The following is a 15,034-nucleotide window of genomic DNA, read 5'->3' as shown; positions in this document are numbered from 1 at the left end:
CAGTATGAGCACTGAAATTAAAGTACCGGTATTGCCCGAATCAGTGGCAGATGCATCAATCGCTACTTGGCACGTTAAAGTCGGCGAAAAAGTGAGCCGAGATCAAAACTTAGTTGATATAGAAACAGATAAAGTTGTATTAGAAGTAGTGGCACCAGCCGATGGCGTACTTAGCGAAATATTGTTCGCTGAAGGCGACACCGTTTTGGGTGAACAAACTATCGCAAACTTTGCAGAAGGAACAGGTGCAGGTACGCCAGCCCCAGCGGCTTCTGCAAGCCCGCAAACGAGTCAAACATCAGACAATAAAGGTGAGTCAGTGGAAATTAAGGTACCGGTTCTGCCCGAATCAGTGGCAGATGCAACAATCGCAACATGGCATGTTCAACTAGGCCAAGCTATCTCTAGAGATGAAAATTTAGTTGATATTGAAACCGATAAAGTCGTTTTAGAAGTTGTCGCACCCGCTGATGGTTCATTGAGTGAAATTCTTGCTCCAGAAGGCGAGACGGTTACCGGTGAACAAGTGATTGCTAAATTTGTTGCGGGTGCAGCGTCAGGTGCTGCTCCAGCAGCAGAGGCTGAATCTAAAGGCGAGGAAAATGACGCGTTGAGTCCTTCTGTGCGCCGTTTGTTGACAGAAAAAGGTATTGATGCTGCAAGCATTAAAGGTACTGGCAAAGGGGGAGAATTACCAAAGAAGACGTAGAGAAATCTTTGCAAGCTCCGGCACCAGAAGCCACCAAAGCCGATTCAGCGGTTGAAGTGCCTGCTGCCCTAGCTGGTAACCGTACAGAAAAACGTGTCCCTATGACTCGTTTACGTAAAACCATTGCGACTCGCTTATTAGAAGCGAAGAATAGCACGGCTATGTTAACCACGTTTAACGAAGTGAACATGAAGCCTATCATGGATTTACGTAAGCAATATCAAGAGCAATTTGAAAAACGCCACGGTATACGTTTAGGTTTTATGTCTTTTTACGTTAAAGCCGTAACCGAAGCGTTAAAACGTTTCCCTGAAGTGAATGCCTCTATCGATGGTGATGATATTTGTTATCACAACTATTTCGACATCTCAATTGCGGTTTCAACTCCTCGCGGACTGGTTACTCCAGTGTTGAAAGATACGGACACTCTCGGTATGGCTGGCATCGAAAGCGGCATTAGAGAATTAGCGTTAAAAGGCCGTGATGGCAAGTTGAGTATCGCAGATATGCAGGGCGGTAACTTCACTATCACAAATGGTGGTGTGTTTGGTTCATTGATGTCTACACCTATTTTGAACTTGCCACAAAGTGCTATTTTGGGAATGCATAAAATTCAAGATAGACCTATGGCGGTAAATGGCAAAGTAGAAATTTTGCCAATGATGTATTTAGCACTTTCTTACGACCACAGAATCATTGACGGTAAAGAGTCTGTTGGTTTCTTAGTGACTATCAAAGAAATGTTAGAAGACCCAACACGTTTGCTTTTAGATGTATAACTAAAGTTGACGTGCATGGGGGTAAAGGTATTAAAAAATTGAGATAAATAAGCAATTGTTTGTCTCCTTCTGCCGTTATTGTGTAAGCAATAGCGGCTTACAAATAAAGTGGCTGACTAGCGGCTTTTTTCTTAAATTAAACGGGTAAAAAACCATGAATTTGCATGAATATCAAGGCAAGCAATTATTCAAAGAATATGGCTTGCCAGTCTCTGAAGGGATCGCTACCGATTCTCCTGAAGAAGCGGCGGCAGCAGCTGACAAAATCGGCGGAAGCGAGTGGGTGGTTAGTGCCAAGTACACGCTGGTGGTCGCGGTAAGGCTGGCGGTGTTAAATTAGTTAAGTCGAAAGAAGAAATTAAAGCTTTCGCTGAAAATTGGTTAGGTAAAAACTTAGTTACTTTTCAAACAGACGAAAATGGTCAGCCAGTAAGTAAGATCTTAGTTGAATCATGCACAGATATCGCCGATGAGCTTTATTTAGGTGCTGTGGTAGATCGTACTTCTCGTCGAATCGTTTTCATGGCGTCTACCGAAGGTGGCGTTGAAATTGAAACCGTAGCTGAAGAAACACCTGAAAAAATCTTAAAAGCTGAAATCGATCCAATCGTTGGCGCGCAACCTTATCAAGCACGCGACATGGCATTCCAATTGGGCCTAAAGGGTGTACAAATTAAGCAGTTCACTAAGATTTTCTTAGGCCTTGCTAAAATGTTTGTTGACCTAGATATTGCCCTTATCGAAATTAACCCTCTAGTGATTAAAGATGACGGTGATATTCATTGTCTAGACGCTAAAGTGGCTATCGACGGCAACGCAGCATATCGTCAACCTAAAGTTAAGGCGATGCACGATCCATCACAAGATGATGCCCGTGAAGCTGAAGCGGCCAAGTGGGAGCTTAACTACGTCGCTCTAGACGGAAACGTTGGCTGTATGGTTAACGGTGCCGGTCTTGCGATGGGTACTATGGATATTGTTAACCTTCATGGTGGCAAGCCAGCTAACTTCCTAGATGTAGGCGGCGGAGCAACTAAAGAGCGTGTGGCAGAAGCATTCAAAATCATTCTTTCTGACAGCAACGTTAGTGCGGTACTGGTTAACATCTTTGGTGGCATCGTACGTTGTGACATGATCGCTGAAGGTATTATCGGTGCAGTTAAAGAAGTCGGTGTTAACGTACCAGTTGTTGTTCGTCTTGAAGGGACTAACGCGGAATTAGGTCGTGAAGTATTAGCTTCTTCAGATCTAGACATCATTGCAGCAAGCAGTCTAACGGATGCCGCTCAGCAAGTTGTTAAAGCAGCGGAGGGCAAATAATGTCTGTATTAATTAATAAGCACACTAAAGTTATCTGTCAGGGTTTCACTGGCGGACAAGGTACTTTTCACTCTGAGCAAGCCATTGCTTATGGTACGCAAATGGTTGGTGGTGTTACACCAGGAAAAGGCGGCACAACTCACTTAGATCTTCCTGTATTTAATACAGTACGTGAAGCAGTTGAAGCCACAGGTGCAACTGCATCTGTAATCTATGTACCTGCACCTTTCTGTAAAGATTCAATTGTTGAAGCTGCAGATGCTGGTATCGAATTGATCATCTGTATCACTGAAGGTATCCCAACTATCGACATGTTATTCGTTAAAGAATACTTGAACGTGAAAGGCGTTCGCATGATCGGTCCAAACTGCCCAGGTGTTATCACCCCGGGTGAATGTAAAATTGGTATTATGCCAAGGACACATTCACAAGCCAGGTAAAGTAGGCATTGTTTCTCGCTCTGGTACATTAACCTATGAAGCGGTTAAACAAACTACAGATGAAGGTTTTGGTCAGTCGACTTGTGTAGGTATTGGTGGCGACCCTATTCCAGGCTCTAACTTCATCGATATCTTACAATTGTTCCAAGACGATCCAGAAACAGAAGCGATTGTCATGATTGGTGAAATTGGTGGTTCTGCTGAAGAAGAAGCGGCTGAATTTATCAAAGCTAATGTGACTAAGCCTGTTGTATCTTACATTGCGGGCGTAACTGCACCTGCTGGTAAGCGTATGGGCCATGCTGGCGCAATTATCGCTGGTGGTAAAGGTACAGCTGACGAGAAGTTTAAAGCATTAGAAGCGGCAGGGGTTAAAACTGTTCGCTCTCTTGCTGATATTGGTAAAGGATTACGGGAAATTACTGGTTGGTAATTTCGTTAATGCTTAACGATATTTAGAAATTAAAAACCCGCTGAATAGCGGGTTTTTTTATGCATAGCAAAAAGTGACGAGTCTGTCATTCCGGCAATGCCTGCTAACAACATGCAGAAATGACGGAATTGGGGCCTTTGGGTGCTTGCTAAGGACAGGCGGGAATATCCTCAGCACTAGGTGTTTTTGATAGTTTATCGGTGTTAACCTTTCTTTTGCGGCCAAGGCTAGCGACCACTCGGCTATTGTTGGCTATCGTTGGCTTTTGTGCCGTTCTCTACTTTACTCAGGTTTACTCTGCTTTATACTGCTATTAAAATAGTAGTAAAAAGGTTATTCATTTAGCATGGCTAAACAACCCACAACTGACGTCTCTCGCAGCGTATTTACCCTTGATGATTTAGCAAAGCTAGCGGACTATTCTTTACTGAAAAATCTTAAATGCGACCCCGATGCCACTGAAACAGGTGACGACTATGCGCCAAGGCAAGTTTTTTCGGGGCATTATGTGCCAGTTAAGCCTACGCCCATTGCTCACCCTAAATATGTGGCTCACAGTCAAACACTGTTTGCTGAATTAGGTTTTGACGATAGCCTAGTGCAAACCGAAGCATTTACTCGATTGTTTTCTGCCGATATGTCTGATGTACCTGAGCCTATACCATCGTTTGGCTGGGCCACAGGTTATGCCTTGTCTATTTATGGCAGAGAATACACTCAGCAATGCCCTTTTCAAACCGGTAATGGTTATGGAGACGGGCGTGCAATATCTGTACTAGAGGCGGTTATTAATGATAAACGTTGGGAGATGCAGTTAAAAGGTGCTGGTCCTACACCGTATTGTAGAGGGGGAGATGGTAGAGCGGTATTGCGTTCAAGCATTCGCGAGTTTTTAGCGCAAGAGCATATGCACGCTTTAGGTGTGCCAACGTCTCGGTCTTTATGTTTGTATGTCTCTCAATATGAGCAGGTCAGGCGGCCTTGGTATTCGGCTGGTTCGTATGCTGTCAATCCAGATACGATGGTGGACAATCCCGTGGCGATTTCTACGCGAGTGGCGCCTTCTTTTTGCGCGTGGGGCAATTGGAGCTATTTGCACGCCGGGCTCGCAATAATATTCATCCTGAAGCCTTGAAAGAGCTAGAGCTAATTGTCTTGCACTTGATTGAGCGGGAATATGTAAATGAGGTTGACCGCGAGTTAGCGATTGAAGAACAAATAGTGCAATTGGCGCTAGCATTTCGTGATCGCTTAACCAGCTTAATCAGCCACTGGATGCGAGTAGGTTTTTGCCAAGGAAACTTTAACAGTGATAACTGTGCTTGTGGTGGTTATACACTCGACTACGGTCCTTTTGGTTTTATGGAGTGTTTTGAAGCCAATTACCAGCCTTGGACTGGCGGCGGCCAGCACTTTTCATTCTTTAATCAAGGCGAGGCTGCGCAAACAAATTTCAATATGTTTTGCCAATCATTGCAGCCATTACTAGCCTCGTCGCCAGCATCATTAGAATCCTTGAACAAGGTAAACTTAGACTTTGCCAAGGTGATGCAAAGTAAGTTAGAAAACATGTGGGCAGCTAAGCTTGGCCTACAAGTGTTTAACGCTGAGCTATTTAGTGAATTGGTAGAGTTGATGGAAAATTCCTATGTGGATTACACGATTTTCTTTTCAGAACTTTCAAAATTTCCTAAGGACATGTCCGGTTTAACTGAAAGCTTTTACGGCCCTGAAACAGCGGCTTTGGCGCAGCAATGGTCACAATGGTTACAAAAATGGCAAAGCTTGATGAATTTGAATGAGAGTGACATTCAACAAAAGCAAAAAGTGACAAAAATGATGCTGCAAGTTAATCCTCAATACACGTGGCGAGAATGGCTAGTGGTACCTGCATATCAGCAAGCGGGCGAGGGGGACTTTACTTTGCTACATGAATTGCAACAGGTATTAACCCAACCTTTTGATGAGCAATCAAAAGAGATAAAAAGCAAATATAGCAGTTTAAAGCCCCAAGCGTTTTTTGCTGCTGGTGGCGTATCTCATTATAGTTGTTCTTCTTGAGTTGGTGATAGATACTGCGGTTAAGGTGCTGCTTATACTAGAGGGTTACACCTATGGTAAAGCCAATCGGAATTAAACTAAAATCAAACTTTACCTTTGTATGTTTGCCTAATGGGATAGATCTAATCGTCCATTGTTGTTGGCTGTAACGGTTGCTTCGTATTTGAGTTGTGAGTCTCGCCTGCCAAATTCGCTTATAGTTTTTACTCGGCTATCAACATTTGAAGAATATCAGCATTACTAGTATTTGAGCACTTTTGCTAAGTCATTTTGAGAGTAGTGGTGGGAACGTTCTATTTCCAAAGAAATAAGGCGCAAAATTAAATTTATGCGCCTTATTGGATATCACTCAACGGTTGTTGTGAAAATAACTATTGCTGCAAATACTCAATTCGATTGCTTAGCCAATAGTGTAAGTTCTTTTGCTGCTTGGGATTTAGCTTCCCTTTATATTCCTCAGACCAGGTTGATTTTAGTGGAAAATTGAAAACAGTCCCTTTGGTATCATGCAGTTGGGTGGCAATATTCATTATTTCTAACGCCTCTATATCGTCGTTACTTTTTGCCACTAGTGTTTCTAGGGCTTGCTTGGCATCCATTTGCTCGGTCAAGGCTAAAAACTCTACTGCTCGCGCTCGGTTGAGTAAATTGTCATCTAGTGCCATCACCTTTTTAACCATAGGTGAAAACTCGATTGCCTTAGTGGTTAAAATGACTCAAGCTAATTAATGCCCAATATCGCTGCCATTGCTTTGATGATTGGAGTGCTTCTTTTAGTTGTTGCTTAACCGCTGCAAATTCTTGAAGTTGTAAATCTGCAATATCTATTAATTGTGAGATATCATGTTTATGCTCTTTAGCAAACCCTGCTGAGTCGGTTAGTGCATTATCTATCTGCCAAGATTCGGGGTAAAAGCCAAGATCGGGCATTGCTTTTAAACGATGGCTAAGATCTTTTCTCAAACTGATCAAGGTAGATTGGTGAGCTTTTTCAGCGGCTAGATTGTTGGTTTCAAAGGGATCCTTTTCTACATCATATAAAGCTTCAACGGGCTGTCTTTCAAAAAAGCGGCTTGCACCGAGTTTAGTTTGTTCTCTTTATAAAGTTCACTCCATTCTCTTAGAGCCTGATTCTTATAGCGATAAGAGTTATATAAAGCGTCTGGATTAAACGGCTGATAATGGCGAATATACTTATATTTACCTTTTCGTAAGCTACGAACAACATCGTACTTTTCATCAAAACGGTCAGCGTAACCGATTGTAGTATCTCGTTTTTTAAGCTCTTCTAAACCAATATCTTTACCTAAAAATGAAACGCCGTCTTGTTTGTCTGATGCTGGTAGTCCAGCTAATTTCATAAGTGTAGGTGCAAAATCAATAAAACTAACAAAGCCATCTACGTAGGCGTGTTGCAGGTTGCGCATGTCTTTGTGTAGTAAATGCCTAAAGTTTCTAGGTACATAAACGACTAACGGAACATGTAGTCCTCGTTCATATAAATAGCCTTTACTGGCTGGTAACATGCCTCCGTGATCTCCAAAGTAAAAGATAAAAGTGTCATCCATCAAATTGTCTTGCTTGAGTTTATCCAGTACTTCGCCGATTTGCTTGTCGGCTGTAAGGTGGTTGTCTAGAGTACGCGCATAGGTATATTTGAATAACTCGGTATTCGGATAGATGGGCGGTAACTCGATATTGTGTGGGTTGTGTTTAGTCGGTACATTTTTCACATCTTCTTTAGGAAAATGTAATTGCCCTTCGTGGGTAATATGAAATGTCTGCATGTGGAAAAATGGCTGGCCGTCTTTACGATCTCTCCACGATGCTTTACGTGCACTGTTTGACCAAATGTTTTCATCGTAGGCAAAATTGTAGTCTGTTTTCACATCATTACTGGTGTAGTAGCCTGCGTCTTTTAAAAATTGACTAATTGGTTTAAGGCCATAGGGTAGTTCGGCTGGTAAATAGGCCCTATGATAATTCATCGCTAATCTTGGTGTATATGATCCCGTGGCTAACGTACTGCGTGCGGTAGAGCAAACCGCGGCATTTGAAAAAGCGTGATTAAATATTAAGCCTTCATCGGCTAAAGATTCCACATTGGGCATAGTGGCGCCTTGAGGATCATATAGCTTTAAATAATGTTTAGAGTTGTCTTCGGTAAGTAACCAAACAAAATTAGGTCGTTTGACTTGTTCTGCGCTTACAGCCTTAGTAAACACTATTGTACTTACTAGAGATATCGTGACAATTGCACTGTATTTCTTCAATGTCGTTAACATATTTTTTCCATATTTAAAATTAACTATTCGAATGTGAATCATTATATATGAGGACGAGCTAAAGAGCATGTCTATCTGTTTAGACGTTTGTAAAGATAAGGTAAATAGTATTTCTAATTAGTTGTTTCGCCGATCTTTACTCGCGATGAGATTTAGCTATATGAACTCAATTCTCAGTACACTCAATTTTTCGTTGTAATTCAATGCACTGTTTTTTACACTATACTTGAGTATAAATAATTATACCAAAACTAGGCGAAATGACGGATTCAGAACGACAAAGGTAGATCTGTTAAAGCAATACCCTTTTATGTCGTTGCCTTTCGAAGGGGTATAACACTGAACTGAAGTACCACTGACTCGTGCATTTTGAGAGCGTTAAATATATACCTAAAAGTTGGTGCCAATATGTTAAACCGTTTACAAGAGTCCGACATTAAACTGTTACGTGTATTTTATGCTGTAGCTTCATGTAACGGATTCACAGCCGCAGAGGCGGTATTGCGGATGCAAAGGCCGAATATTAGTGCTGCAATTAAAAAACTCGAAGAGCGGTTGGATTTAGTCTTATGTCATAGAGGCCGTGGTGGCTTTCAAATGACCAAAGAAGGTGAGGTGGTTTTTCAAGAAACCAAGCGCATTTTCAATTCTTTTGATAATTTCGTGTTTAATTTAAAAAGTTTGCACGATGATTATTCTGGGCACATTACTTTAGTGATGATGGCTGGTTTGCCACTGTCTTACCATTTAGCGGTGAGTAAGGCTGTCAAAAGCACCATGAAAAAATTTAACGATATCCATGTCAATATTCAAACGCGTCTATACAACGAAGTGGAACATGTTGCTTTGTCCGGCGAATGTCACTTAGTGCTTTCTACCTATGACATGGTAAAACCAGAATCGGTAACTTTTCACCCAGTTGACGTGACATGTAAAGGGCGGTTGTATTGTGCGCCTTCCCATGTTTTGGCTAAATATCGTGATGGGTTACCAACTAGCGTCAAAATAGGTGATTATCCAGCGATAGGTATTTCAGGATTGTCTTCGGTTAACTATATTTCTGGCGATACACGCATGGCGATCCAGACATTCTCCGATTCTTATGATGCCTGTTTATCAGCCATTATGACCGGTGAATATGTAGGACTATTACCCGACTACGTACTAAAAAATCAAGCAGCCGGTTTAGGGTTAATACCGGTTGGCAACAACCTATTTGAATTCAATCATGACTTATTTGTGATGAATGGCAAGAATACTCGATTGAATCCAGTCTTGAGACATTTGATTAAAGAAGTCTGTTACTTTATTCAACAGGTCGAATAGTAGGTAAAGATAGAGGGTTGTACGAAAAGTTAGCTAGCGAGTAAGCAAAGATGAGCTTGTAAGGTAGCTTAGTGAGTGATTTATCGATTGATTGTTTTTGCAGGCTAGCACTATGCTTTCTTTATAAAATGGTAGGCAAGGTTGATGCGGCATCTTTATGACCTTGCTATCCATTTTTAGACGAACAACCATTCCTTCATACCGACGCCTTGTTCAAAAGCCGCTAGGTGCGTTCTCAATGAGCACGTCTTAATATGGATTGGTATATCAATAGAATTGATTATCGTCCTTATCTGGTAGATATTTTCAGGTGAAATGAAACTAGGCTCTCAGATTTGAGTGCCTAGTTTGTAAGGGGGGCGAATTATTTGTCGGCTGGTTTTGCACTAAACGTACTAATGATCACAATAAAAAACAATGGAACAAAAAATATCGCTAGCACTGTCGCCGATATCATGCCGCCCATCACTCCTGTGCCCACTGCATTCCGAGCTCCAGCTCCAGCCCCGGTGCTAATCGCTAAAGGTAATACGCCAAGAATAAAGGCCATTGATGTCATGATAATGGGGCGTAGGCGTTGCCTTGCTGCTTCGGCAGTAGCGGCAATTAAGCTTTGTCCTTGCTTATTCAGTTCTAACGCAAATTCCACAATCAATATGGCATTTTTGGCTGATAAACCTATGGTGGTTAATATTGCCACTTGGAAATAAACATCGTTTGGCATACCTTTAAGCATCACGGCTAATAGTGCGCCTAATATTCCCAAAGGTACTACCAGCATCACCGAAATAGGAATTGACCAGCTTTCATATAATGCAGCTAGACATAAAAAGACCACTAGCATGGAAAGCCCATATAACATAGGTCCTTGGGAGCCCGCGGCTTTTTCTTCGTAGGATAAATTGACCCACTCAATGCCAACACCTGGTGGTAATTTTGCCACCATTTCTTCCATGGCTAACATTGCGTCACCAGAAGAAACTCCAGGAGCAGCTTGTCCTTGAATGTTTAGCGACGAGAGGCCATTAAAACGCTCTAATCTTGGAGAGCCAAAACCCCAGTTGGTCGTGATGAACGCGCTAATGGGTACCATCTCACCTAGGTTATTACTAACAAACCAATAATTAATATCTTCTGGCATCATTCGGTACGGTGCGTCGGCTTGCAAGTAAACGCGTTTGACTCGGCCATTTTCCATGAAATCATTTACATAACTGGCACTCCATGTGGCACCCAGAGTCTGATTGATTTCGGCAATGTTGACACCTAAGGCGCTGGCCTTTTCGTGGTCAATATTTAAGTTAAATTGAGACACGTCTTCCATACCATTAGGACGAACGCCCATTAGTCTTGGATCTTGGGAGGCCATGCCTAACAATTGGTTTCTCGCTGCCATTAAGGCGTCGTGGCCTATGCCGCCTAAATCTGTCAACTGCATGTCAAAACCAGTGGCATTACCAAGTTCCAAAATTGCTGGCGGGGCAAATACAAACGCCATCGCTTCAGGAATTTGCGCAAATGCTCCATAAGAGCGCTGCACAATTGCATCAATACTTTGATCTGGGCTAGTTCGCTCAGACCAGTCTTTTAATTGCACAAACGCCATGCCTGTATTTTGGCTCGATCCTGCAAAAGAAAACCCTGCTACAGTGAACAGGTCTCGTACGCTGTCTTTTTCACCTTCTAAATAATGCTTCTCTAGCTTTTTCATGACCTCGGTTGTGCGCTCTTGAGAGGCGCCGGTAGGCAGTTGAACCATAGCAAATAGCACACCTTGATCTTCTTGCGGTAAAAATGACGTAGGTATGCGCAAGTATAAGGTCGCCATAATGGCTACTAATACTGCGTAAATAGCTAGAAAACGCCATTTACGATTAACAATAAAGCCCACGCTGCCTTGATAAAATGTGTTACAGCGATCGAAGCCGCGGTTGAACAAGCCAAAAAAACCTGTTGTTGAGCCGTGTGCATTAGGCTTAAGTAAAACCGCACATAAAGCAGGTGTTAGTACGAGTGCCACCACTACAGATAGTGCCATAGCAGATACAATAGTAATAGAGAACTGCCGATAAATGGCGCCAGTGGAACCAGCGAAAAATGCCATGGGCACGAAAACCGCTGAAAGCACTAAGGCGATACCAATTAAAGCACTGGTAATTTGACCCATAGACTTACGGGTGGCATCCCTTGCAGATAAGTTTTCTTCGGCCATGATCCGTTCGACATTTTCGACCACAACTATGGCATCATCCACCAATAACCCTATGGCTAAAACCATGGCAAACATAGTTAGGGTATTGATTGAGAATCCGAAGGCCGACAAAATGGCGAAGGTGCCCAATAATACTATTGGTACCGCAATTGTGGGGATGAGTGTTGCGCGCCAATTTTGTAAAAACAGATACATCACTAAGAATACTAACACTATGGCTTCGAATAAGGTTTTGACTACTTCTTCTATGGATAAGCTAACAAAAGGCGTCGTGTCGTAGGGATAAAGTACTTCAACTCCCGCAGGAAAAAATGGCGCCAGCTCAGCCATTCGTTTTTTCACCGCTTCGGCGGTATCTAAAGCATTTGCCCCTGTCGCTAAGTAAACTCCGATACCAGTGGCAGCGTGGCTGTTGAGTCGAGCGGCGACATCATAATTTTCACTACCAATCTCAATTCGAGCTACGTCGCCTAATCTGACTTGTGAGCCATCGGTGTTGACTCTTAATAGCACATTAGAAAACTCTTCAATTGAGGTTAATTTACTCTGTGCTGTAATGGTGGCGTTAATTTGTTGGCCTGAGACAGAGGGGGCTCCGCCAATGTGACCGGCGGTAACTTCGGTGTTTTGTGCTTGGATAGCTGTAGTAACATCATTTACTGTGAGGTTGTAACTAATTAGTTTATTCGGGTCTAGCCAAATACGCATGGCATGCTGCGCACCAAATACTTGGACGCTACCCACACCGCCGACGCGTGATATTGGATCTTTTATTGTCGATACAACAAAGTCAGCTAAGTCACTACGGCTAAGGCTGTCATCTTTGGAGATCATACCAATCACCATCAAAAACGACCCTGACGACTTACTTACGTTAATACCTTGTTGTTGAACTTCTGGTGGCAACAAGGAAGTGGCTGCTTGCAGTTTGTTTTGAACTTGAACCTGAGCAATATCTGCATCGGCTTCAGGTTCGAAGGTTAAGGTAATCGACACATTGCCCGAGGAATCACTGGTAGAGTTTATATAACGTAAATTATCTAAGCCATTCATTTGCTGTTCGATAATTTGTGTCACCGAGTTTTCGGTTGTTTTAGCAGACGCGCCTGGGTAATTGGCGTTAATCGTGACTTTAGGTGGAGAAATAGGCGGATATTGCTCTACCGGTAACTGCAAAATTGACAGTATACCTGCCAGCATAATGCTGATAGAAATAACCCAAGCAAAAACCGGCTTATCAATAAAAAACTTTCCCATTGGTAAATTCCTTTCTATTTAGCTGGGCTAGAGTGACTTGGCATTGGCATGACATCCATACCCGGCGAAACTCGTTGTAATCCATTTATGATGATTTGTTCCCCATCTTTCACGCCATCGATTACGATCCAGTTCTTGCCGCTCGATTTTTCTATTGTTAGGTCTTTTGCTATGGCTTTATTGTCTTCGCTTACGGCATACAAATAAGGGGTGCCATCTGGACGACGCATTACCGAATTTTGTGGAATTAAAAATGCGTTGGCGAGAGCACCTTGATGAACGAGGCCTTTAACGAACATTCCAGGCAGTAGTACTTTGTCTGGGTTAGGGAATACGGCCCGCAAACGCACAGTGCCGGTGGTTTCATTTACAGTTACATCAGAAAACTCTAAAGTGCCTTTATGCTCGTAGGGTTTACCGTTAGCGCCCAATACAATTGACACAGACATTTTACTGTTTTCATTTTGTTGTAAGCGACCTGATTTTATGGTCTCTCGTAAGTGCAGCAACTTACTGCCTGCTTGCGTAATGTCTACATAAATGGGATCAAGTTGGGTAATTGTCGCTAAAGCTTCAGTTTGACGAGCGATAACCAAGGCGCCCTCGGTAAAGGTAGATGCACCTATTTGCCCAGAAATCGGCGCTTCGACTTTTGTGAACCTAAGATTAATTTCTGCTTGTTTTACTTGCGCTTTCGCTGCTTGTAGAGCCGCTTTTGCTTGGGCTTCTGCTGATAGTGCGTTGTCGTAGTCGTCTTTACTAACCGAGTTATTCTTACGCAAATCAGCAAAACGTGTACGGGTGCGCTTGGCTAACTCGTAAGCTGAGGTTAATCTAGCCTGCTCGGCTAGGGCGGAGTCTAATGTGGTTTGGTAAATCGCCGGATCGATTAAATACAGTTGCTGTCCAGCCTCGACTAAAGCGCCTTCGGTAAAATTACGTTTTTCGATTATGCCGTCCACTTGTGGACGTAGGTCTGCTTTTCTATATGCAACGGTGCGTCCAGGCATTTCTTCAATTAGATCAACGTTTTGCGCACGTAAGGTCAGTGTTTCCACAGGCATAGCTTGAGGTTGTCCTGAACTTGCTGGTGGTGTTGCCGTTTCTTCAGTACATGCCATTAGCCCTAAAAAAATAGCACCGAATAAAACAGTTTTAGTTAAATGTTGCATACGCAAGCGTCTCCTACCTATCCTTTGATGATTAACTACGATTCTTTCATTTACCGCAGCGATATACTACCTGTTAGTTTATCCCATAGTAACAATTTGTTAATGAGCTGATTGATGTTCGACCAGTCGCATTTAAAATACGCAATTCATTCATACACAAAGAGGCTTGAACAGCTGACGATGTTTGCTCAATTCATGAGGCAAACTTGACGCTAAGGTGGTGGGTTATTGAATGTTTTGGCAGCGGAAGGACTATTTAATAAGCAAAATGTTGTGATTCAGCATTTTGCGTATACCAATTCTATTACGTTTTCACTGCGTGTTCATTTATGAATTGGCGTTGGGATTAAATAGTCCTATACCTAGCTTTTTATTCGTAGTCTAAAGGGTCTGTTTGATTATTGTTAGCAAAGGCTTCTAAGCGTTCTTGGCAGGCGCCACATTTTCCACAAGCTTTTTCTCGACCGTTATAACATGTCCACGTTTTGCCATAGTCTAAGCCCATTTCTAATCCGGCCGTTAATATGGCAATTTTGCTAACATCTAAGTACGGGGTAACAATTTCCACCGCTTCGTAATTGGCGATGGCGCATACGTCATTCATTTTATGCACGAATTCTGGTCGACAATCCGGATATATTGCGTGGTCGCCTGAATGGGCGCCGTAATACACTTTGGTTGCATCAATCGATACTGCATAGCCAACAGCCATAGATAACAAAATCATGTTGCGATTTGGCACAACTGTAGTTTTCATACTGTCTTCAGCATAATGGCCTTCTGCCACTTCAATATCAGATGTTAAGGATGAACCGCCAATCAATTGATTAATCGCAGAAATATCGACTATTTTATGCTGAACACCTAGCTCAAGACATGCTTTGCTAGCATAATCTAATTCTTTTTTATGGCGTTGGCCGTAATCGAAAGATAGAGCATATACTTCTAATCCTTGTTTACATGCAAGATTTAAAACGGTATAGGAGTCCATTCCACCTGAAAAAATTACTACTACCTTTTGAGACATTATGTTTGCTTCT

At 42.5% G+C, this 15,034-nt stretch carries 7 protein-coding genes and 4 pseudogenes; 5 read left to right on the top strand and 6 right to left on the bottom strand.

Going from position 1 to position 15,034, the window contains the following annotated elements; genetic code table 11:
* Window positions 1–4 precede the first annotated feature (4 nt).
* The 4 pseudogenes from odhB to RS130_RS18655 all read left to right on the top strand — a co-directional run bounded on the left by odhB (window position 5) and on the right by RS130_RS18655 (window position 5,742).
* Window positions 5–1,488: pseudogene (gene odhB, locus RS130_RS18670) on the top strand (2-oxoglutarate dehydrogenase complex dihydrolipoyllysine-residue succinyltransferase).
* Between the two features lie 154 nt (window positions 1,489–1,642).
* A pseudogene (sucC, locus tag RS130_RS18665) lies at window positions 1,643–2,808 on the top strand (ADP-forming succinate--CoA ligase subunit beta).
* Window positions 2,808–3,681 (top strand): annotated as a pseudogene (sucD, locus tag RS130_RS18660) (succinate--CoA ligase subunit alpha). Before sucC ends, sucD begins: the two co-directional pseudogenes overlap by 1 nt.
* A 346-nt stretch (window positions 3,682–4,027) precedes the next feature.
* Window positions 4,028–5,742 (top strand): annotated as a pseudogene (locus RS130_RS18655) (protein adenylyltransferase SelO).
* Between the two features lie 371 nt (window positions 5,743–6,113).
* Here RS130_RS18655 and RS130_RS18650 read toward each other — a convergent pair.
* The 3 genes from RS130_RS18650 to RS130_RS18640 are packed head-to-tail and all read right to left on the bottom strand — an operon-like array spanning window position 6,114 to window position 8,027.
* The gene (locus RS130_RS18650; RefSeq protein WP_316027174.1) at window positions 6,114–6,422 is read right to left on the bottom strand and encodes a hypothetical protein; all 309 of its coding nucleotides are present in this window, start codon (window positions 6,420–6,422) and stop codon (window positions 6,114–6,116) included.
* Between the two features lie 19 nt (window positions 6,423–6,441).
* The gene (locus RS130_RS18645) at window positions 6,442–6,714 is read right to left on the bottom strand and encodes a hypothetical protein (protein WP_316027173.1); all 273 of its coding nucleotides are present in this window, start codon (window positions 6,712–6,714) and stop codon (window positions 6,442–6,444) included.
* A 56-nt stretch (window positions 6,715–6,770) separates the two neighbouring features.
* On the bottom strand, window positions 6,771–8,027 hold the full coding sequence (locus tag RS130_RS18640; protein WP_316027172.1) for a sulfatase family protein: 1,257 nt from the start codon (window positions 8,025–8,027) through the stop codon (window positions 6,771–6,773).
* 408 nt (window positions 8,028–8,435) lie between these two features.
* Here RS130_RS18640 and RS130_RS18635 point away from each other — a divergent pair, with 408 nt between their 5' ends.
* Window positions 8,436–9,353 (top strand): LysR family transcriptional regulator, encoded by a 918-nt coding sequence (locus RS130_RS18635; protein WP_316027171.1) that lies wholly within the window; start codon window positions 8,436–8,438, stop codon window positions 9,351–9,353.
* 364 nt (window positions 9,354–9,717) lie between these two features.
* On the opposite strand, the gene RS130_RS18630 is transcribed toward RS130_RS18635, so the two are convergent.
* The 3 genes from RS130_RS18630 to queC all read right to left on the bottom strand — a co-directional run bounded on the left by RS130_RS18630 (window position 9,718) and on the right by queC (window position 15,021).
* Entirely contained in the window at window positions 9,718–12,822 is a 3,105-nt protein-coding gene (locus RS130_RS18630; RefSeq protein WP_316027170.1) for an efflux RND transporter permease subunit, read from the bottom strand.
* 14 nt (window positions 12,823–12,836) lie between these two features.
* Window positions 12,837–13,994 (bottom strand): efflux RND transporter periplasmic adaptor subunit, encoded by a 1,158-nt coding sequence (locus tag RS130_RS18625; RefSeq protein ID WP_316027169.1) that lies wholly within the window; start codon window positions 13,992–13,994, stop codon window positions 12,837–12,839.
* 370 nt (window positions 13,995–14,364) lie between these two features.
* Window positions 14,365–15,021 carry a 7-cyano-7-deazaguanine synthase QueC gene (queC, locus tag RS130_RS18620; protein ID WP_316027168.1) on the bottom strand — a complete coding sequence of 219 codons (657 nt, stop codon included), beginning with the start codon at window positions 15,019–15,021 and terminating at the stop codon, window positions 14,365–14,367.
* Between the last annotated feature and the right edge of the window lie 13 nt (window positions 15,022–15,034).

The sequence above is a fragment of the Paraglaciecola aquimarina genome (assembly GCF_032464635.1).
GTDB lineage: Bacteria > Pseudomonadota > Gammaproteobacteria > Enterobacterales > Alteromonadaceae > Paraglaciecola > Paraglaciecola aquimarina.
The sequence above is the reverse complement of the archived record's forward strand: the minus strand, read 5'-3'. Positions and strand labels throughout refer to the sequence as shown.

Excerpts from the sequence above, each read along its gene's own strand:
- RS130_RS18640 (WP_316027172.1), bottom strand. The coding sequence starts at position 8,027 with ATGTTAACGACATTGAAGAAATACAGTGCAATTGTCACGATATCTCTA.
- RS130_RS18630 (WP_316027170.1), bottom strand. The coding sequence starts at position 12,822 with ATGGGAAAGTTTTTTATTGATAAGCCGGTTTTTGCTTGGGTTATTTCT.
- RS130_RS18635 (WP_316027171.1), top strand. The coding sequence starts at position 8,436 with ATGTTAAACCGTTTACAAGAGTCCGACATTAAACTGTTACGTGTATTT.
- queC (WP_316027168.1), bottom strand. The coding sequence starts at position 15,021 with ATGTCTCAAAAGGTAGTAGTAATTTTTTCAGGTGGAATGGACTCCTAT.
- RS130_RS18625 (WP_316027169.1), bottom strand. The coding sequence starts at position 13,994 with ATGCAACATTTAACTAAAACTGTTTTATTCGGTGCTATTTTTTTAGGG.
- RS130_RS18650 (WP_316027174.1), bottom strand. The coding sequence starts at position 6,422 with ATGGTTAAAAAGGTGATGGCACTAGATGACAATTTACTCAACCGAGCG.